16 protein-coding genes, 2 tRNA genes and 1 pseudogene are annotated in these 19,096 nt (G+C 51.7%); 5 read left to right on the forward strand and 14 right to left on the reverse strand.

The features are described from left to right. The first annotated feature begins 15 nt into the window (after positions 1-15). Positions 16-852, forward strand: coding sequence for a hypothetical protein (locus QNH99_RS08625; RefSeq protein WP_109717326.1), 837 nt, complete (start codon positions 16-18; stop codon positions 850-852). Positions 853-1,002: 150 nt separating this feature from the next. On the opposite strand, the gene QNH99_RS08630 is transcribed toward QNH99_RS08625, so the two are convergent. Beyond that, positions 1,003-1,152, reverse strand: a complete 150-nt coding sequence (locus tag QNH99_RS08630) for a hypothetical protein (RefSeq protein ID WP_156506680.1) — start codon at positions 1,150-1,152, stop codon at positions 1,003-1,005. A 521-nt stretch (positions 1,153-1,673) separates the two neighbouring features. Here QNH99_RS08630 and QNH99_RS08635 point away from each other — a divergent pair. Next, positions 1,674-1,895, forward strand: coding sequence for a SymE family type I addiction module toxin (locus QNH99_RS08635; RefSeq protein WP_063880122.1), 222 nt, complete (start codon positions 1,674-1,676; stop codon positions 1,893-1,895). A 216-nt stretch (positions 1,896-2,111) separates the two neighbouring features. Here QNH99_RS08635 and QNH99_RS08640 read toward each other — a convergent pair. Further along, a tRNA-Asn gene (locus QNH99_RS08640) sits at positions 2,112-2,187 on the reverse strand. A gap of 319 nt (positions 2,188-2,506) precedes the next feature. On the opposite strand from QNH99_RS08640, the gene QNH99_RS08645 reads away from it, so the two are divergent. Then, complete coding sequence (locus QNH99_RS08645) at positions 2,507-3,628, forward strand: Gfo/Idh/MocA family protein (RefSeq protein ID WP_410517565.1); 1,122 nt, start codon at positions 2,507-2,509, stop codon at positions 3,626-3,628. Between the two features lie 77 nt (positions 3,629-3,705). Here the strand turns inward: QNH99_RS08645 and QNH99_RS08650 are convergent, their stop codons facing one another. The 4 genes from QNH99_RS08650 to QNH99_RS08665 form a co-directional block, all read right to left on the reverse strand. Further along, positions 3,706-4,533, reverse strand: coding sequence for a glycosyltransferase family 8 protein (locus QNH99_RS08650; RefSeq protein WP_218995682.1), 828 nt, complete (start codon positions 4,531-4,533; stop codon positions 3,706-3,708). Between the two features lies 1 nt (position 4,534). Continuing rightward, positions 4,535-5,932 (reverse strand): D-arabinono-1,4-lactone oxidase, encoded by a 1,398-nt coding sequence (locus QNH99_RS08655; RefSeq protein WP_410517566.1) that lies wholly within the window; start codon positions 5,930-5,932, stop codon positions 4,535-4,537. Positions 5,933-6,011: 79 nt separating this feature from the next. Then, positions 6,012-6,644 (reverse strand): TetR family transcriptional regulator, encoded by a 633-nt coding sequence (locus QNH99_RS08660; RefSeq protein ID WP_063880118.1) that lies wholly within the window; start codon positions 6,642-6,644, stop codon positions 6,012-6,014. 176 nt (positions 6,645-6,820) lie between these two features. Beyond that, on the reverse strand, positions 6,821-7,447 hold the full coding sequence (locus tag QNH99_RS08665; RefSeq protein WP_063880117.1) for a LysE family translocator: 627 nt from the start codon (positions 7,445-7,447) through the stop codon (positions 6,821-6,823). 280 nt (positions 7,448-7,727) lie between these two features. On the opposite strand from QNH99_RS08665, the gene QNH99_RS08670 reads away from it, so the two are divergent. Continuing rightward, complete coding sequence (locus QNH99_RS08670; protein WP_063881208.1) at positions 7,728-8,195, forward strand: Lrp/AsnC family transcriptional regulator; 468 nt, start codon at positions 7,728-7,730, stop codon at positions 8,193-8,195. A 127-nt stretch (positions 8,196-8,322) separates the two neighbouring features. On the opposite strand, the gene QNH99_RS08675 is transcribed toward QNH99_RS08670, so the two are convergent. The 7 genes and pseudogenes from QNH99_RS08675 to QNH99_RS08705 all read right to left on the reverse strand — a co-directional run bounded on the left by QNH99_RS08675 (position 8,323) and on the right by QNH99_RS08705 (position 14,168). Next, positions 8,323-8,724, reverse strand: coding sequence for a hypothetical protein (locus QNH99_RS08675; RefSeq protein ID WP_063880116.1), 402 nt, complete (start codon positions 8,722-8,724; stop codon positions 8,323-8,325). Positions 8,725-9,258: 534 nt separating this feature from the next. Then, on the reverse strand, positions 9,259-10,017 hold the full coding sequence (locus tag QNH99_RS08680; protein ID WP_063880115.1) for an ABC transporter ATP-binding protein: 759 nt from the start codon (positions 10,015-10,017) through the stop codon (positions 9,259-9,261). Next, positions 10,014-10,976 (reverse strand): iron chelate uptake ABC transporter family permease subunit, encoded by a 963-nt coding sequence (locus QNH99_RS08685; protein WP_208625003.1) that lies wholly within the window; start codon positions 10,974-10,976, stop codon positions 10,014-10,016. The genes QNH99_RS08680 and QNH99_RS08685 overlap by 4 nt, the downstream gene beginning before the upstream one ends. After that, positions 10,969-11,928 carry an ABC transporter permease gene (locus QNH99_RS08690; protein WP_063881205.1) on the reverse strand — a complete coding sequence of 320 codons (960 nt, stop codon included), beginning with the start codon at positions 11,926-11,928 and terminating at the stop codon, positions 10,969-10,971. Before QNH99_RS08690 ends, QNH99_RS08685 begins: the two co-directional genes overlap by 8 nt. 29 nt (positions 11,929-11,957) lie before the next feature. Next, on the reverse strand, positions 11,958-12,869 hold the full coding sequence (locus QNH99_RS08695; protein ID WP_063881207.1) for a siderophore ABC transporter substrate-binding protein: 912 nt from the start codon (positions 12,867-12,869) through the stop codon (positions 11,958-11,960). A gap of 654 nt (positions 12,870-13,523) precedes the next feature. Continuing rightward, positions 13,524-13,925: pseudogene (locus QNH99_RS08700) on the reverse strand (Arm DNA-binding domain-containing protein); the annotation flags it as partial. 167 nt (positions 13,926-14,092) lie between these two features. Further along, positions 14,093-14,168, reverse strand: a tRNA-Asn gene (locus QNH99_RS08705). A gap of 285 nt (positions 14,169-14,453) precedes the next feature. On the opposite strand from QNH99_RS08705, the gene QNH99_RS08710 reads away from it, so the two are divergent. After that, positions 14,454-16,253 carry a DNA/RNA non-specific endonuclease gene (locus QNH99_RS08710; RefSeq protein WP_410517567.1) on the forward strand — a complete coding sequence of 600 codons (1,800 nt, stop codon included), beginning with the start codon at positions 14,454-14,456 and terminating at the stop codon, positions 16,251-16,253. A gap of 493 nt (positions 16,254-16,746) precedes the next feature. Here the strand turns inward: QNH99_RS08710 and QNH99_RS08715 are convergent, their stop codons facing one another. Further along, complete coding sequence (locus tag QNH99_RS08715; protein ID WP_256852346.1) at positions 16,747-18,291, reverse strand: methyl-accepting chemotaxis protein; 1,545 nt, start codon at positions 18,289-18,291, stop codon at positions 16,747-16,749. Positions 18,292-19,096 lie beyond the last annotated feature (805 nt).

Below are 19,096 nucleotides of genomic sequence, written 5' to 3' on the forward strand. Positions count from 1 at the left end.
AACAGAGAGGGCGTTATGGCATTTCCCAAAGTTAACCTTATTGAGGGCCTTACTACGGACCCTGGTTCTAACCCTGCGGGTTCCGCTAATTTTCTGACAAAAGAGGTGCTTGAAGAAGCCCTGATTTTAGTCAGATCGTTTGAGCCAAAAGAAATCGCCCAGCTCAGTAAAACGGAAACAAGCCAGATTGCCTATGCGATGTCGAATTATAAAGATGAAAATAACCGCCGCTTCAAAAGCTGGAATGAAGAGTCTGCGTCGCATAGAAAGCCGGGCGGGGAGATTCGTCGCCTGGATAATCGTATTGCGGGCGTAAAAGTACAGCAGGCGAGTATGATTGTGACAGGTGCTGTAGCCAGCTCTACTGGCGCGACAGGTATGGCCTTATGGTCAGCCTTAAATGGTCTGGGAAGTATTATTGGGCGTGGTTCTCTTCCTGTTATTGCGTCCATTGCTTCGAGTGTAGGCGGCTATTTCGTCACAAAAAGAACGTTTGCTGTTAACCAGATGGCTGCACATATCAAAACGCTGGCTGATACATTCAATTCAACACACGAAGCCTTTGAAGAGTTTAAAGTGGAAGCTGAGCGTAAACGTGCCAATTTTAAACCTGATACGGAAATGCGCATACCACTCAGCTTTGAGCAAACCGTAGCCTCTCATAACGCGATGACACCGGACCAGGCGCAGGATATGGCGACTATCCTGCAGCAGTTTATTCACAATGAATATAAGCGTGTCGAGTTGTATGGCACCAGCAACCCGTTTGTGAAAGTTTTTTTCAGAAACCAATCACCGCTAAGTCTGTCACGCACGCAGTACAGTACTCTTATCAACTTAAAATTCCCATAATCCGCTATTTTTCCTAATAAAATGACAGGCTGTACAGCGCCCTGAGGTGAATTTCTCAGGGTCGGCCGCTGCTTGTTTGGCGGACCTGCGGTTCCGATTACCCCTCATATGCAACGACCATGAATACGGGTGTCGAGTCCGGCCTCCAGGTTACACCGTCTGCGCCAGGGCAAAATCGACCCAGCCCAGTGGGAGTTGAGGCGTTTTTCCGCTAACCAGTTTGCCCACCCGCTCAGGCACAGTACCGGGGCGAAGAGTCAGACGCAGGCCTTCCATCGCGTGTAACGTGTCGATGGGCAAACCAAAAAACCGCCGCGCTGTGGGGAAGGGATTTTCACATCCTTACGTCAATCAGAAATTCACTGCTCATGGCACTGCGTCGTTAAGCACTGTCCTTACAGCGCGCACTGGCACGATCGCTGGGGTTATTAAAGGCACAGGACGGCGGCAGGGGATCGTGCAGAAAGGGGGCTATTTTTAGCGTTATGCGAGGAGGCTTCCAGAGTCTGGCTTGTTGGCAGGCGTCAAAAACGCTATCGTTTACGGGCACTTGCAAAACCCAGTGCCGGGACGTCTGCAGCGAAAACTTTCCCGGCGATATCATGCGAGCCTGCGTCTTTTAAACCTCGTCAGCTTTGCGACGCATCATTATCACGTGCGCTGTGTGAGAGCACACTAAGGTGCGCGGTAAGGACGCAGTAAGTTATGAGGTACGCGGACGCGGGTTTAGTATAAGCAGACGTTCACAACGCGGTCAGCCCATCACCGTTGAAACGGGCACCTCTTATCATGGAATCATCCTCTTTACCAGGAGCTTGCAAATGACTATGAACTTAAGACCTTCTGACGCTGCACCTGTCTCAGTATCTTTTAAAACCCAGCGTCGATACAAAGTCGGCTATGTGCCTAATTTTGGCGATACCAGCACACCTGCGCTAAATATAAGTGGTAAATGGCTGCGGGAAGTCGGATTTGAAACCGGCACGCGGGTGACGGCAGAAATTAGCCTGGGATGTATTGTGCTGCGGATCGATAAGTCATAAAGGGGAAGCGCAGGCCCAAAATCGCCTTAAGGACGATCTTCATCTTTTGCCGCACGCAGGTAGCAACGCCTGGTTAAATATAAAAGCCCTGCGCGCCAGCCCGGTTAGCATCCAGCACAACTTGCCGTCTTCTTCTACCTGACGTCTGTCAGCGCTAGTGGGTAAAATAAAAAACAAAAAGCCCGCTCGGGTTTCCCTGAGCGGGCTCTTAAAATTTGGCTCCTCTGACTGGACTCGAACCAGTGACATACGGATTAACAGTCCGCCGTTCTACCGACTGAACTACAGAGGAATCGTTTGAACGGGGCGCATATTATCGACGTCCCGCAGGCTTGTCAAAGCTCTTTTTCACAAAACTGTCTAATTGCTGAAATACTCGCCAACTCCCGCTGTTCAGCCGTTCCGCTCTGCTTTGTGACCGCCAAAAATGGCCGCAAAATGCACCTTTTATTCAATAAACAGAATCTCTGTTCCATTTCTTAACGACTCTGAAAGGCCTCGTTGCACGAATGTTCTTTAGGTTCGTCACAGTTATTTCATTTTTAGTTTGAAATACCTTTAAATGGAATTTAAATTTCATTTAATCCTTTCTCTGTCAGCCCGGAGTCAAAATGAATAAAGTCAGAATCGGCATGATCGGTAGCGGTTATATCGGTCGCTGCCATGCGATCGCCTATGCCCAGGCACCGGCGGTGTTTGCGTTAAAAGGGGCGATCGTGCGTGAGATGCTGGCAGAGGTTAATCCCGAACTGGCGGCAAAGCAGGCCGCCACCTTTGGCTTTTCCCGCTCCACGGGTGACTGGCATTCGCTGGTATGCGACCCGAATATTGACGTCGTAGACATCTGCGCGCCCAATTTCCTGCACAAAGAGATGGCGCTGGCTGCCATTGCCAACGGCAAGCACGTTTATTCTGAAAAGCCGCTGTCTCTGACGGTGGCCGATGCGCAGGAGATGGTAGAGGCGGCCAATGCGGCAGGGGTTAAAACCCTGGTGGGCTTCAATTACATGAAGAATCCTACCAGCCAGCTGGCAAAAGAAATCATTGCGCGGGGCGAAATCGGTGAGGTGGTGCATTTTTATGGCACCCATAATGAAGACTACCTGGCGAAGCCGGAAACGCCGCTCGACTGGCACTGCCAGAAAGCGCTGGCCGGGTTAGGTGCACTGGGCGATCTGGCCGCGCACATTGTCAATATGGCGCACTACCTCGTAGGCAACATTGCTGAAGTCAGTGGGGATATGATGACGGTGATTAAAACCCGTCCGGACCCAAAAGACCTGAGCCGTCAGCTGCCGGTAGAAAATGAAGACCAGGCCAGCGCCTTGCTGCGCTTTCACAATGGCGCGCACGGCGTAATTGAAACCTCGCGCATCGCCTGCGGCGCCAAGATGGGGCTGACCTATGTCGTGACCGGCACCAAAGGCACGCTGCGTTATACCCAGGAGCGCATGGCGGAACTTGAGCTCTATATCCATGATGAACCGGCAGGGCGGCAGGGCTTCAAAACGCTGCTAACCGGGCCTGCGCATCCGGACTATGCTAACTTCTGCGTATCGGCAGGCCATGGCATCGGCTTTAACGATCAGAAAACGGTAGAAATTCGCGATTTGATTAATGGTATCGCTGCGGGCGACCGCATGTGGCCAGATTTTGCAGAAGGATTGCAGGTGCAGAAGGTGCTGGAGGCGATAGCCCTGTCGGCAGCAGAAAGACGCTGGAAGGCGGTATAGGTCTTAGTTACATCATACTTATGACTGCACAACATAAAGTCGGCCCCGAGCATCCTGTCGGGGCCGGTCAGCGTTGATCAGGCTGACGCTTTATCCCACCACAGCTTGTCCATCGCATAGTAGCGATCGCGCTGACTGACAGGCTGAGACAGATCGCGCTGCCACGGCTTATCCAGAATGTAATGCAGGTTCTTGACGTCGTCACATTCCCACAGTTTGTCATGCTGGAAACGAAGCGTTTTCAGGGCGTTGTAAACATAAGAGAGCGGCATCCACTGGCCTTTAAAGGCCTCGTTCAGCAAATCCTGCTCGGAAAAGGTGTACTCGCTCAGGTCATCGATAGCCGCAATGCGGGCTTCCAGTTTTTCAAACACGCCGTTATCGGGCTTCAGTACCAGAAAGCCGCCGTTGAGGTAGTCATCCACATGCGCGGGTGGCGACTCCTCACGTTCCTGCCAAGTATAGTGACAGAACTCGGGTTGCCAGTTGTCAGGATAGGCGTCGATCTGGTTGGGATTGCAACGGCAGGCATGACAGGCGGCAAGAAAGTTGTCACCGAGATCCAGTGAGAACAGTTCATCCATGTTCTGTAAGACCAGCATATCGGCATCCAGAAACACGACACGCTGATAATCGGTCAACTGCCATGCACGCAGTTTGGTCCAGACTTCCCCGAAGCGTTCAGACGCATAGTGCGCGTTCAGATCGCTGTGCGGATAAAGTCCGTCAACACGATGGATCACACAGCCTTCATCTTCCAGTGCGGCGCAGTCTTGTGCATCAATGGCATCGGTTGCCATGACCACCAGTGGCCAGCGCGTTTTACTTTGCATCAGTGAACGGTGCAGCGCTTTCACGCCCACCAGATAATCCGGTTGCGTCAGTAAGGTTACCCAGGCAAACATATCATCCCTTATCGGTTTCATTAAACAGCGCGGTGGTGTAGTCGTTGCTAAGGCGGCTTTGCGGATCGCGCTGCTCCCGCAGGGCGCGGAAGGCTCCCCAGTGGGGATAGAGATCCTGCCAGCGGTACAGCGAGGCATCATAATATTTGCCCCAGTGAGGACGACCGCCTTCTTCTGCCAGCAGTTTCTCCACCTCAGTTAAAAAGTGCAGGCCCGCTTCAGAAAGGGAACCGTCATCGGCGTAATACACCACAAAGCCAAAGAAGCAGGTGGGTTGGTCGAAGGCTGGACTCAGCCAGGCCGATGAGGCACCGGTACAGCGCAGGATAATTGGATAGTGCATGTGCGGGCGATTTTCGGCATACCAGCGTTTAATCTTGCGGATAACCGCCGGTGTTTTTTCCAGCGGCACGCCGATCTCCACGTTGATCTGCGGCACGGCAATGCCGCGACAGAACAGCTGATAGATATCGCCGGTGACATCGGTAAAATCCCGAAAACGTGTCACGGTGCGGAACTGTTTGCCGCCTTTACCGTGAATCTGCGTGTCGCGATGCATATGTTCCAGCGTCTGATCGATGGTGTCATTCAGGCTGTCATCACCTTCATCAGCGTGCTCCACGACTTCACGGCCATTCTTCTCATAATGCTGGATCTCGTCTTCACTTGCCTGATGCGCATTCCACACGTGCATCAGGTTGTCATCCACAAACCACCAGGCTTTGCTGAGTTCGTATTCGTCATTCCAGCGCAGCAAATCACTTTCCAGGTTATCTGCGGGAACCGCATTTTTATGGCAGGTGAAAATACGAAAAGGCTGGGTGCGCAAGGTGACCTCAGTGACGATGCCAAGCACGCCAAGGGAAACCTGCGCAGCAGCAAAATCCGCATCACCACGTGACAGCTCACGAACTGAACCGTCGCTCAGCACCATGCGGATGTGCTCAGCTTCATCGGCAATCGAACTCTGTTGCAGGCCCTGACCGTGGGTGCCGGTCGCCATTGCGCCCGCCAGCGTCTGTACGGAAATGACGCCGGGCGAAGAGGCGAGCATGCGATCCATGTCGGTCAAGGTGCTGTAGATGTCTTCCAGCGGTGTGGCAGCCGCGAAGGTCACGCTGTTCTCGTCGCTGCGGACAAGGCCGGTCAGCGCACTGAGATCCAGCAGCAACTCGTCCGGGTGCACGGACAACATTCTGCCAGGGGAATAGGTTTTGCCGGTCACGCGTACCTTGCCACTGGATTCACGCAATAACTGCTGAAGCGCGGCTTCATCAGCGGGGTGTTTTACCTGCTGACGCGTCCCAATTTGTTCATTTTGCGCCCAGTTCCAGACAGCATCATCGTGCGGATCAACGTGGGTCTGGCGTAGCGGATAAAGGTTGGCGTCTCTGCTCAAACTGCAGTCCTTAGTTAAGTGATATTAAAAATACCTCTTAAGCATAGACTATTGCTTTTTACGCCCGGGATGCTGGCCGCTAGCGACAGATATAACGCAGGGTGGCCGTGACCGCTAACTGGCGGTTACGACGGATAATGTCCGCTTCATCTTTGTCGGGGCTGAACAGAGTATTAAACGTGAACCGGTTCGATACCTGATGCACGCAGATACTGCTGATAAGGCGATGTACATCCAGCGTCTCGACTTCCTGAATAAACAGCCCCTGCTGCTGTCCCCGACTGAGGATGTCATCCAGCAGATCCAGCGCACTACGGTTCAGCTGGCCCAGGCGGGCTGACTGCGCGATATAGCGACCGCGGGACAGGTTTTCCATGCAGATCAGCCGAATAAAGTCTGGATGAGAAACATGGTAATCAAAACTGGCCTCAACCAGTTTGGTTATGGCCTGCTCAGGTTGCATTGCCGCCAGATTCAGGCCGGTTTCGTGTTCCCGGATCTGCTGATAAACCTGTTCCAGCACATCGATATAGAGCTGCTCTTTATTGCCAAAATGGTAAACCACCATGCGTTTGGTGGTCTGGGCATTCTCGGCAATCTGCTCCAGGCGAGCACCCTGCATACCAAATTCGGCAAAGGTTTTCAGTGCACCAGCCAGAATGCGTTTTTTAAGCCCTTCGGGATCGTTTTTGCGTTTCGTAGTGTCCGACATAGTGCTCAACGGGTTGCCTGATAACGAGAAAGTAAGAGGCTGATACTACCACAGCGAAACAATACTGTTGCGCCGACAGGGGAAAATCCCCCGGCCAATCAGGATTAATCAGTCTGTTCTGAGGTGCGTTCTCGATAAGGCAGCGGCACCTTTTCCCCTCTGACGTTATTGCTGCATTACAGCGTTTTTACGATCATACCGATGGCGGCCAGCAGCATAATCACGCCTACCACTTTGTACATTATCTGCAGCGATTGCGGGCTGGTCAGAAAAACCCGGATTTTCATCGCCGCCAATATAAACATTGCGCCGACAGCCAGTAATACCGCGGCGGTAACGGGCACCAGCACTGTCCCCCAAAATTTCAGTGAGATCGTCTCCAGGGAAATCACCAGCGGCAGTATTGCCAGATAAAAAGCAATCGTTTTGGGGTTACCCAGCGTAATACTCAGACCGGACAGCCAGGCTGAAGCCAGTTGCTGACGCGTCACTTTCTGGTCGATGTTGATTGCATGGGGTTGATAAGACCAAAACTGCCAGGCCAGAAAACCCAAATAAAGTGCAGCCGCCCAGTTAATCAGGGTAAAGAGAGCGGTATAGGTATGCGCGACCACGCCAAGGCCAAAAACGGCAAGGGTGAGATAAAACAGATCGCCCATTATCACGCCCGCCAGGGCGGCTAAGCCGGCCAGTGAACCGCCATTTAAGCTGCGCGCGACAATCGCCGTCATGCCCGGGCCAGGAATCGCGGCGGCCAGGCCAAGCGCCAAAACATAAGGCAGTAATTCTGCATTGGCAGGCATAGCATTTCCTTTCTTTAGATGACATGTATGCGTCTGTTCACGAGTCCTGTAGCCCTGACAGCACGCTCGCTCAGAGGCGAAGTAAAATGCCCTTATCCGCCTTACTTCGTTGCGTTTCATCCTGTCTGTAATGCATTCACCTCTCGCACCGCACACAACACAGGGTGAATACAGTATGCCGGAGCTGACCAGAAATGGGTTGTCTGAATCACGTCGATATGCCTTACTCTTTGCAAGAATTTACCTGTTTTATGCCTTAATCGGAAAGGAACTGACCTCTATGGCACTCGACAAGACAGAAATAAAAATTTTAAGCGTATTGCAGGGCGATGCGCGCATCACCAATCAGGAACTGGCCGATAAAATTGGCCTGTCCGCCTCACCGTGCTGGCGCAAAGTTCGCAAACTGGAAGAACAGGGCGTGATACAGGGCTATCGGGCGGTACTGGATCGAAAAAAAACCGGCTCTGGGGTAATGGTGTTTATTCGGGTGGTCATTGACTGTCACAGCGAAGCTGAAGCGGAAAAGTTTGAGCAGCAGGTGACCGCACTGGAGGACGTTGTGGCCTGCTACAGCATAGGCGGCGACGCTGACTTTCTGTTGCAGGTGGTGGCAACCGACCTCGACTCGTACGCCGATTTCGCCATGTCTGTCGTGCGCAGGCTGCCGCGTATCAAAGAGATGCAAAGCATGTTTGTCTTAAAGGAAATTAAACCTTTAACGACCTACCCGATTAAAAGCACATAATGAAACCATGGCTCTGGTAAATCCAGGTTCTGTTATCGCCTGGCCATCATACTCCGTATGGTGGCTCTATCCTGATGTCACGCCGATACGTTCCCGGCTTGCTCAACGGCCAAAAGCTCATGTAGTTTTAAAGCGGCCGGCCAATTTTTTTTGTACCTTTGATGTAGTTAAGGTTGTGATATTGGCCATTTGAATAAATCACAATGAACTTCCTCTGACCGACATAGGCTCCGTAACTGTTTTTAGCGTTAACCATGCCGGGAATGATCCAACCGAACATCAATTCTTCTTTATCTTCGGGAACATTCATGATCCATGAATATCCTCTATAGGGCTGGAAAAAACGATAATGGGCGCTATAGGGATCTTTTAGATGATAATAAAACGTATCTTTGACTAGCGTTTTATAGTTATTAGGCAGCGTGCCATAATTAGCGAACTGCACCTGTAACGGATCGGGTTCATGAGACCGTGCTACACATCCAGTTAGCAATACTGTTAAGGCAAAATAAAGAAAGCGCGTACTCATCAACTGCCTCTCAGTGGGGGGCATATTATAAATTTTTTATCAGCCAGAACACTAGCATCCCGATTGATTACCGATCTATAAACCATTGATAAACGAATTTTTTATTGATCAGTGCCCGTCTGGAAAGGGAAATGTATGGACGTTGCCCGTCGCGTGAAGGCAATCATGATCGATGTGTAAACAGTGAGGCCATCTGAAAGTGTTGCCTGCCAACATCAATCGGGTTTCAAGGTGCGTTAGCGATACCCCGCAAAAAGCCCGCTCAGGTTTCCCTGAGCGGGCTTCTCTAAATCTTGCTCCTCTCACCAGGATCGCCTTTGCCATTAACTGGCTGAATGACAAGCGAAACCGAAAAATGGCGGTTGTCAGGACCACCAGCACCCGTCACATTCGCCTTGTTTTCTCTCAACTGTTTAACACGGTACATTATTTTCATGAAAGTATTTGCATGTGATTTATATTTATTAATGCTTTTTTTTCACGAAAACAGTTTATTCAGATGTCTGAAAGGGCAACGTTAAAATATTTTGTATATCATTCGTAGTAAGTCACTATCCGTTGCCCACTCAGTTCATGGACACTAACCTTCATATCATAAAGTTGGCCGAGACGTTCAGCTCTAATAACCTGGTCAGGAGAACCCTCACAATATATTTTGCCTGCGGACATCGCAATAATGTGATCTGAATAGTACGAAGCAAAGTTGATATCATGAAGCACTAATACGACGGTTTTACCCAGATCGTCTGCTGCTCTTCGAAGAATCTTCATTGTAGCAGTAGCATGCTTGAGGTCTAAACTGTTCAGGGGTTCATCGAGTAACAGGTAATCGGTGTCCTGACACAGGACCATTGCAATAAAGGCGCGCTGGCGCTGTCCACCTGAAAGCTCGTCAAGGAAACAATCGCGCAACGATGTTATGTCCAGATACTCAAGTGCATGCTCAATATGCTCTCGATCATCTTGGGTGAAACGTCCTTTCGAGTGCGGGTAGCGGCCAAAAGCTACCAGGTCACTGACGGTCAGGCGCACGCTGGTATGGTTATCCTGGCGTAGAATTGCCAGACGTTGTGCAAGTATGTTCGTGGGCGTGTTAACGACATTCATCTCGTCAACCGTCACTGTTCCACTGGTTGCTGGCAATAACCTGCTAATGAGCATCATAAGTGTGGATTTACCTGCACCATTAGGACCGATGATGGATGTCAGTCCGCCTTTAGGTATACTCACTGAGACGTTGTCCACAGTCGTAATTGTGCCGTACCGTTTAGTGAGTGCGTGCGTTTTTATCATCGCGCCTTCTGCATGATTAATATAATGAAAGTAATACCGCCGAAGAACTCAATTATAATGCTCAGGCCGGTATTAAAGCCAAATAGCCTCTCCAGAACAAACTGCCCGCAGACCAGACACGTCATCGCGATCAGCACAGAGGCCGGTAGCATCAGAGCATGCCGCGCATTCCCGACAAAACGATAAGTTAGATTGGCTACCAGCAGGCCGAAGAAAGTAACCGGCCCAACCAATGCCGTAGAGACCGATACGAGGATGGCAATCATCATCAGGATGGCTCTAACCGTTCGTTTGTAATCAATGCCTAAATTGATCGCGGTGTCTCGCCCTAGCACCAACACATCAAAGCTGTGCCGCATTCTCCAGCCTATCAGCGAGACGCTAAGGACAAGTATTGCTGCTATGAATAGCAGGCTGGCGTCGATAAGATTGAAGCTTGCAAAGAGGCGGTCCTGCAGGACGGCGAATTCCCCCGGATTGATAACACGCTGCAGGAAATTTGACAGACTTCGCAGTAGCCCACCGAAAACGAGACCGGCCATCGCCAGAAACATCAGGTCTCTGCGCCCCCCGGCGAAGAGTCTGCTATAGAGCAGGGTTGCTGAACCGATCATGACGAATGTCTCGACTGCAAAACGTAGAAATGGGTTGATGGTAGCGTCGTGGACATAGCCTATGGTGAATGCCACTAAGGTCTGAATAAATACGTACAGTGCATCGAAACCCATGACGGATGGCGTCAGAATACGATTCTGGGTTATGGTCTGGAATAGCACAGTAGAGACGGCTATCGAATAACCAACTAACAAAAGCCCTGCGAGCTTTTGTGCACGAAGAGGTAGCACAAAAGACCAATGTCCTCCTGCACCGACTGTCATGAAAGCCACTGATAAGAGTAATGTCAGTGTAGCGAGCAAAATGATTACTATAACGGGTCTTATCTCTTGAGATTCAATCAAATCGTGCAGCTCCCCTTTTGAGGATGAAAAGGAAAATCACACTGCCAGCAATCCCTATGATGGGGCCCACTGGGATCTCGAAGGGTTGGTTTACGGAGCGACCTAGAATGTCGCAACTCAGTACGAAACCGGCGCCGAGAGTGGCGGTCCAGGGTACTGACCTGCGCAAATTATCGCCTATCATCATGCTGATGATATTTGGCACGACAAGACCGACAAAGGGAATTGCACCTACCGTCGCGACCACTGCAGCCGTTACGATTGAAACGATGACCAGCCCGGTAATGAGTGTCAGCCGATAGTTCAGGCCCAGGTTATTTGCGAAATTCTGTCCAAGTCCTGCCACAGTGAACCTGTCGGCTGCAATGTAAGCGAGGACGGCTGCGCCAAATGAGATCCACAGTAGTTCATAGCGGCCGCGCAGAACCGATGAAAAGTCCCCAGTAGACCAGGCTACGAGGGACTGAATAAGGTCGAAGCGGTAGGCAAGAAATGTCGCCATTGCATTGATTACGCCGCCGAGCATCAGGCCGACGAGCGGAACCATTAATGGCGAGCGCATGGGCGACAGTCGCAGGATGACAAGGAACAGCAGTGTTCCCAGAAGGGCGGTACAACATGCCACAAGCATGCGCGCGAGCACAGGCAGCCCGGGGGCCAGTAGCGCAGCCAGCAATAACCCAAGAGTGGCGGACTCAATCGTACCTGCTGTGCCAGGCTCCACGAATCGGTTTCGCGAAAGCATTTGCATGATCAGGCCAGCAACAGCCATGGAACTTCCAGCGAGGAGCAATGCAAGGGTCCTCGGAATGCGGCTAGCCAGCAGAATGCTTATAGTCGATGTCGTATTGCCTGCAAAAAGCGATACAGGCGAAGTTGTCGTCGCACCGATAAAGAGGCTAATAAGGGAAAGCAATCCGATAACGCTCAGTGCGATCAAAAGTCCTTTCACTGACGATTTGTCAACGTGCGCTGGAGACGTCATTTTGTCTTCGTTATTGCCAGGGAAACTTCATCAGCCATTGACTGAAGCGCAGTGAGTCCGTCGCCAACAATATACCATGCGACAGGATCAAGGTAGACAACGTGACCAGCCTTCCAGGCTTTAGTTTGACGCACCAGTTCATTATCCAGCAGCTGTTGGGCTGATGCTCCTTTTTCCCCTATGGCCGCGTCACGATCAATCACATAAAGCCAGTCAGGATTCGTTTCGAGAATGAACTCGGAGGATATCACCTGGCCGTGAGGGCCATCATCCAGTTTGCGCGTCACGGGTTGCACGCCAAAGTCGTTATAAAGTGTACCAAACCAAGAGTTTGGGCCGAGCGCCGCGATGCGTCCACCGCTGGTCATCACCAGCAGTCCTGTCCCTATTTTCGACGTTTGTGCTCGAAGTGCCTCTACTGTTGCACGTAGCTTGCTGGTACGACGGTCAACCTCGGCTTGCTTCCCAAATATTTCTCCAAGAAGCTGCGCATGCGATATGGCGCTGTCAACCCGGTGTTGAAAGTCAGGACTAAGGTCGATGGTAGGGGCGAGCTTTGCTAATTGAGTGTACTTGGGTGATGAACGTCCCCCCACGATGATCAGGTCAGGGGACAGCGCATTAAGTGCTTCGTAATCGGGCTCGAAAAGTGAACCAACCTTCCGGTAACGGCTTTCCCCAAATTTAGCGAGATAAGGGGGATAGTTGAGTGTGGGAACGCCCGCAACATCAACCCCTATCGTGGAAAGGGTATCTAGTGCAGCGATATCAAGTACAGCCACAACCCTGGGCTTGACCGGTACGCTGGTTATCCCCTGAGTATGATGAACGGTTATCTCTTCGGCTTGCAACATGCTCGGAAAAAGAACAAAGAATGTCAGTGAGATTATCGCCAGCGCATACTTCATGCCCACTACCACACACGATGGGCGCGGATAATAACCGTTTGATATGAGTACAAGGACAGTCTGCCTGTTGAACATGCTGAATTTCCGTAATTGTCGGCGTCAATGCGCTGCACATCATGTCCATTGCATTGAACATCATAATAATGGGTTCGATATCGCCACAAGTTGTTAATTAGGGATATGACGGTTTGCGCATACGATCAATATAGACATGATCGCTAAAAATGATATGGATTTAAAAGTAAAGTGTCATTGCGCAATATAGCCAATCTGTTAACCAATTCAGCCAAAATTAATCGGATAATCTTTCTCACCAGGCGTGTTTTCTATCTATTTTAATAGCGGTCTCATGTGGGTGCTAAGTTATTAATAACGGGTGGCGGACTTTAATGCCAATTAATATCACGCTGGTTTTGTGAGCTAATCCCCAATAGTTTAGTTTTTCAAAACTAAGATAATTTTGTGAGTATTTTTTTTCAATGTTATTTAAACTGGAGCGATTTTATAAAAAAAGAGAAGGGTGATTAACATGCAAAGAAAAATGAAAGCAATGGTTTATCACGGGGGAAATGATATTCGTGTTGAGGAAAGGGTTCGTCCAACGGTTATGGAAGCTACTGATGCTATTATTAAACTAACCAAAACGACAATCTGCGGGACTGACCCGGGTATATGGAAAGGAAAAAACCGGAGACTGGCAAGCAGACGGACGGAGTGGTTCTGTGACCATGTTCTGTTGCGCTTATGCCAGCCCAATGCAACGTGCTTAAACGTTTTTTCCGGTGAGCGGGCAGCTTTCCTGGCGATACGTTGCTGTGCTGGATTGATTTTCTGCGCCAGCACCTTGCGTATGCCATCACGTTGCTGCCGGGCATAAGCCAGAGAAACATCGGGATAGGCACCTAAGCCGAGGCGGGATTCTTTACCATTGATACGAAATTTGAGACACCAGAGACGTGAACCGGCTGGATTGACGAAAAGGGACAGGCCATGAGAATCGGAAACTTTGTAAGGTTTAGCGGATGGTTTTACGCTGCGGATTGTCGTGTCGTTCAGGGACGTAGAGTGGTTACGCCATTATCGAACTGAAATGACCCCAAATCAGACCACCAATCTTTCCCGATGCGGAGGGGAAAATGAAAATGCATCGGAAAGAATTTTCACGCTAACCTGTTGAATCTTAATCGTATAAAGATTCGTTAAGATGCATGAAAACATACATCTGGCTCCTCTGACTGGACTCGAACCAGTGACATACGGATTAACAGTCCGCCGTTCTACCGACTGAACTACAGAGGAATCGTGCTACAGGGCGCATACTAATGGAGTCAGGATGCTGAGTCAAAGCGGTTTTACCGGCTTCTGAACCCTTTGCTGAAGGTTTCAACAGCCTGGTTATTTCGCCCGCAATAATCCCTTTGTAAGGTTCCATTTAAGCATTCGTTCAATCGCCTTTCAGATACCTAACCTGGCCTTAAGGATGAGGGCAGGGCGTTGGTGCGCGCGGTGATATTCGCGCCGCTTGTGCCGTGATAAGCAGCAGCTATGGTTAAAAGGGTGCATAACATTATCACGGAGAGGCGAATGAACGAGCAACTGAAAGCGCAGATAGCCGCAAGGCTGGCGGTAACGGCCGGGCAACGACAGCAGACACGCACAGCGCTCAGTCAGGGCCAGCAGGCGGAGCCGGATCAACGACGCGCGCAGCGCTATGCGTTTCAGCAACGCGCCCGCCAGGGTGTCATCATCGGCACGAACGATCTGCTACCGGTGTCTTTTTTGCAGCAAGGATTGCGCGCGGCCAAAGCCGTGGCGCTGGTCAGAGAAGATGGCGTGCCGAAAGGCAGCGGATTTCTCACTCATGGCAACCTCTTTGTGACTAACCATCATCTGCTGCCTGACCCCGCAGCATCAGGCCGTATCACACTTCAGTTCGGCTACCGTCAGGGCGAGGCGGACGAGCTTATTCAGGGGCGTCTTTATAGCGTAGATGCAGAACGCTTTTGGCTTACCAGCCCGACGGACGCGTTTGACTGCACGCTCGTCGCGCTGGGCGCAGCGCTTAACGACAGCGCTGAGAATCCGTTGCCGCTGGCGCTTAACGATCGCAACGATAAACATGCACTGGGCATCAGCCTTAATCTGATCCATCATCCGTCTGGCGCGCCACAGCAAATTACGCTGCGCAATAATGCGCTGTTAGCCCGTCACGAACAGTTTCTGCACTACGAAGCCGACAGTGAAGGCGGCTCGTCGGGTGCGCCGGTATTCAACGATGGCTGGCAACTGGTGGCCCTTCATCATGGCGGGATAGAGGACAACGGCAAATGGGTCAATGAAGGCATTCGCATCAGCGCGCTCACTGACTGGCTGAAAGGCGAACTGCCGACGCTGCCTGCTGACAGGCAGGCAATCCTGATGCAGGCACTCAAGGCTGAACCCGCGCCGGACTACGCACTTCCAGGTGCCGCCGCGCCAGACGAAAATTATCGTAACCGCGACGGTTTTCAGGCGGACTTTCTGGCTGATACCCACATCGATATGGCCGCGATTATCGCCCCGCGTTCCGGTGAAGTCGCGCCCCTGCGTGACGGGCGCAAGGGCGCTGAGGCCAGGCTGGATTACGAACACTTTTCCCTGCTGATGAACGCTGAACGGCAGCTGGCTTTTTTCACCGCGACCAATATTGATGGCGCGCGCTATATCAACGTCGACCGCGGCAGCGGGCAGCCGTCACTGTTACCCGAAGGCGACCGCTGGTCTGAAGACAGCCGCATCGACAGCCGTTATGTGACAGGTCAGTCGTTCTATAGCGCGTTCAGCCGCTGGTTCGACCGCGGTCATCTTACCCGCCGCAGCGATCCCACCTGGGGCACAGCGGCTGAAGCGGTTCGCGCCAACAAAGATACGTTTCATTTTACTAACTGCTCACCGCAGCATTTTCGTTTTAATCAGAGCGTGCAGTACTGGCAAGGCGTTGAGCGCTATATCCTGGAATACGGCGTGCTGAAAACCAAACAGCAGATTAGCGTGCTGACCGGACCGATACTCAACGATCAACATCGGCAATATGGAGAGTTACAGGTGCCGCTGATGTTCTGGAAAGTGGTTCTGCGCATTGGGCCACAGGGCAAACCGCAGGCGACCGCCTTGCTGGTCAGTCAGGATAAGTTGCTGGATGAGCCGCGCCGCGTGTTACCGTCCTTGCAGCCGGAAGCGGTGCCGCAGGTGGACGAATACCGTGTCTCTGTCCGCTCGCTGGAAACGCTGGCCGGGCTTGATTTCAGTGCTTTCCGCGACTGGGACAGCTGGCAGCCAGATGCCAGTCTGCTGGCCGAGCCTGTGCAGGCCAAACTGATTATGACGTGGGCAGAGGTGTTGTAATCGCGAAGGAAAAGTGGCTGACTGTCGTCGCGTAAAGCCCGCGCCGGGAAACCCGGGCGGGTTTTATTCATGCTGGCCGCTGGCTGAGGTTGTCATTGTCTGTATACGCTGAAAGAACGAGCGGTTTAGCTACAAACCCTTGTCTGTTTAGATCATTAGCCTGACTACGTTTGGTGAACTATGCGACTGCCAGTGCCGATAACGTGCAGACATGATCCCTCGCTGACAGGCAACGTGCGGTTTCTGATTGAAGAGAAAGCGCCCAGCCTGTTGCAGTAAGTAGCGAACCTCTCAGAGATTCGCTGTGCAGAACTCACGCATAAGCAGGTTCGACAGGGTAAAACGTTGGCGACTTTAGGGGGATTCTTTTCAGACGTTCGCAATGAATGCGATAACGCCGCGCAGGAACCCATGATTCACAGTACTGCGGGTTGTGGCTGCATGTGAAGGCAAAGAAGAACACCCATTCGTCCATGCACCCGGCGATGAGTTCTCAGACACGAAATGCCTCCACCATGCCCCGCAGATCCTGTGCCTGCTCAGACAGCGAACGGGAGGCTGAAGACGACTCCTCCACCAGCGCCGCGTTGTTCTGCGTTACGCCGTCCATCTGGCTCACCGCCACGCTGACCTGTGAAATGCCCTGCATTTGCTCGGACGATGCCAGGGAGATGTTATCCATGGCCTCCGCCAGCTCGCCGACCATGCCAACAATCTTCATAATGCTTTGCCCGGTAGCGGAGGCGACGCACACGCCGCTTTCCACCTGATCAACGGCCTGTTCAATCAGCACCTTAATATCCCGTGCCGCCGTGGCACTGCGCTGCGCCAGCGTACGGACTTCGCCAGCCACCACGGCAAAGCCACGGCCTTGCTCACCGGCGCGTGCCGCCTCTACCGCCGCATTCAACGCCAGAATGTTGGTCTGGAACGCAATGCTTTCAATCACCGAGGTAATATCCCGGACTTTTGCGGCGCTGACGGAGATATCGTGCATCGTCTCCGACATTCGTTGTACGTCGGACTCACCCGAGCGGGCCAACTGTGCCGTCCCGCGAGCCGATTCAGCGGTCTGCTGAGCACCTGCGGTATTGCTCTTCACCGTGGCGGTCAGTTGCTCCATGCTGGCAGCGGTTTCCTGCAGGGCGGCGGCCTGCTGCTCGGTGCGGGATGACAGTTCGGTATTGCCTTGGGCGATTTCATCGGCGGCCAGCGCCACGGAGGCAGAGGCGTCTTTTATCTGCGAGACCAGACCGCGCAGTCTGGCCTGCATGCTGTCCAGTGAGGCCAGCAGGCTGGTGGTATCCTTGCTACGCAGCACAACGGTGGAACTCAGGTCTCCGGCCGCAATAGTAGCTGCCAGCGCCTGTGCCTGACCAGGTTCACCACCCAGCTGCCGCATCAGTTTCCTGCTAATAAACACACAAATTGCTGCTCCGGAAATGACGGTTGCAAGAATGAGCGCAATAAAGGTTTTAATAACGCGACTGGCGGAGTCATTACTTTTTACCGCCGTGTTTTCAGCAAACGCCCGCTGCATATCTGTTAGTTCATTCAGACTGGATATGAGAATTTGCTGAGGAGGACGAACAACATTTGTCAGATAAGCAGCAAGGCCATCCAGTTGCCTCTGCCTGCCCATGTTGGCAGCGGCGGCGAGTGTGGTGAGCGCAGCCTGTTCATTTTCCTGCACTTTCCTGAGCAGGCTAAGTTCCTTCTGGTTACTGTCTCTCTCGATCATGGCGGCAAGCTCAGTACGTTTCTGAGTATAAGCCGCTTTTTGGGTTTCAAAGCGCCCCCACTCATTCTCAATCGCTGATTTATCAGAAAAGAGAGCCATGTTCCTCACTTCAACAAGCATGTTTCTCAGGGCCGTACCTGCATCATTAGCCAGTGTGACTTTTTTGAGGTTGGTATTGACGATCTCATTAATATTCTGACGCGCTTCAAGCAGGTTGCTCATGGCAACCGCTGAGCTAATAACAAAAAGCAGGATTAAAAAGGCAAATCCTGCCGACAGTCGTGTCGATACCTTCATCTTTCTCTCCGGTTATGGTTTGTCGTACCCATGTTGTTTTCGGCAGAGTGCTGATGAACCTAAGGGGCCGTTTTCACAAAGCGCAAAACAACGCTTTTTTTTAACGTCTGAGGATATCTCACTACGAGCTGACCCCATGACAGATACCGGTAAACGCGTAAGCTCACCTTAATAAATCAATTAAATTAAAGTGTTGTGCTGCGCATATTACGTCCTGTTGTGCCGACAACGCCTCTGTCTTATTTCTCTTTCAAAGGCATCGTTAATGATTAAAAACGTTTTCAGCCAGCCGCAGCGAGCATCCGCTGCTGTTACCGTCCTTTAGCCTGAAGAACATCGTCAAAAATGCCCGGCTGTCGCTCAACTGCCCGACCTTCTGGACAGTCAGCTACCTCTGGCACCTGAATCGTTTTGGATGCGTGAGGGAGAAAGAAATACCCGAAGCACGCCGTTGGGGATCTCGCGGGACGCGCCGTTCAACTTTGGCAACGACGGTCAGAAGAACTATACGCTGGCAGCTCTCTGTTCACTGTTACATCAAAAGGATAAAGGCCACTTCATACACCTTTTACGAGATGCTCATGGGACAGACCTCATGGAGGAAAGCCGGCAAAAAAGGTTTCATTTCAGGATAGCAAATATACGGGTTCCGGGCTTAAACACGTCGTGAACGCAGCCGGACGGCTTGACTCAGAGAATGATGGGCAGGTTACTGAATATTCACAATGAGGTTGCGCGTCAGGCTGACTATGACATCGCCATGACGCGTTAAGCTTTCTCGTGAAATGCGCAATGACGAGCTGTG

This window comes from Pantoea allii, from assembly GCF_046529425.1.
GTDB lineage: Bacteria > Pseudomonadota > Gammaproteobacteria > Enterobacterales > Enterobacteriaceae > Pantoea > Pantoea allii.

Excerpts from the sequence above, each read along its gene's own strand:
- QNH99_RS08625 (WP_109717326.1), top strand. The coding sequence starts at position 16 with ATGGCATTTCCCAAAGTTAACCTTATTGAGGGCCTTACTACGGACCCT.
- QNH99_RS08635 (WP_063880122.1), top strand. The coding sequence starts at position 1,674 with ATGACTATGAACTTAAGACCTTCTGACGCTGCACCTGTCTCAGTATCT.
- QNH99_RS08645 (WP_410517565.1), top strand. The coding sequence starts at position 2,507 with ATGAATAAAGTCAGAATCGGCATGATCGGTAGCGGTTATATCGGTCGC.
- QNH99_RS08650 (WP_218995682.1), bottom strand. The coding sequence starts at position 4,533 with ATGTTTGCCTGGGTAACCTTACTGACGCAACCGGATTATCTGGTGGGC.
- QNH99_RS08660 (WP_063880118.1), bottom strand. The coding sequence starts at position 6,644 with ATGTCGGACACTACGAAACGCAAAAACGATCCCGAAGGGCTTAAAAAA.
- QNH99_RS08665 (WP_063880117.1), bottom strand. The coding sequence starts at position 7,447 with ATGCCTGCCAATGCAGAATTACTGCCTTATGTTTTGGCGCTTGGCCTG.
- QNH99_RS08670 (WP_063881208.1), top strand. The coding sequence starts at position 7,728 with ATGGCACTCGACAAGACAGAAATAAAAATTTTAAGCGTATTGCAGGGC.
- QNH99_RS08675 (WP_063880116.1), bottom strand. The coding sequence starts at position 8,724 with ATGAGTACGCGCTTTCTTTATTTTGCCTTAACAGTATTGCTAACTGGA.
- QNH99_RS08680 (WP_063880115.1), bottom strand. The coding sequence starts at position 10,017 with ATGATAAAAACGCACGCACTCACTAAACGGTACGGCACAATTACGACT.
- QNH99_RS08695 (WP_063881207.1), bottom strand. The coding sequence starts at position 12,869 with ATGAAGTATGCGCTGGCGATAATCTCACTGACATTCTTTGTTCTTTTT.
- QNH99_RS08710 (WP_410517567.1), top strand. The coding sequence starts at position 14,454 with ATGAACGAGCAACTGAAAGCGCAGATAGCCGCAAGGCTGGCGGTAACG.
- QNH99_RS08715 (WP_256852346.1), bottom strand. The coding sequence starts at position 18,291 with ATGAAGGTATCGACACGACTGTCGGCAGGATTTGCCTTTTTAATCCTG.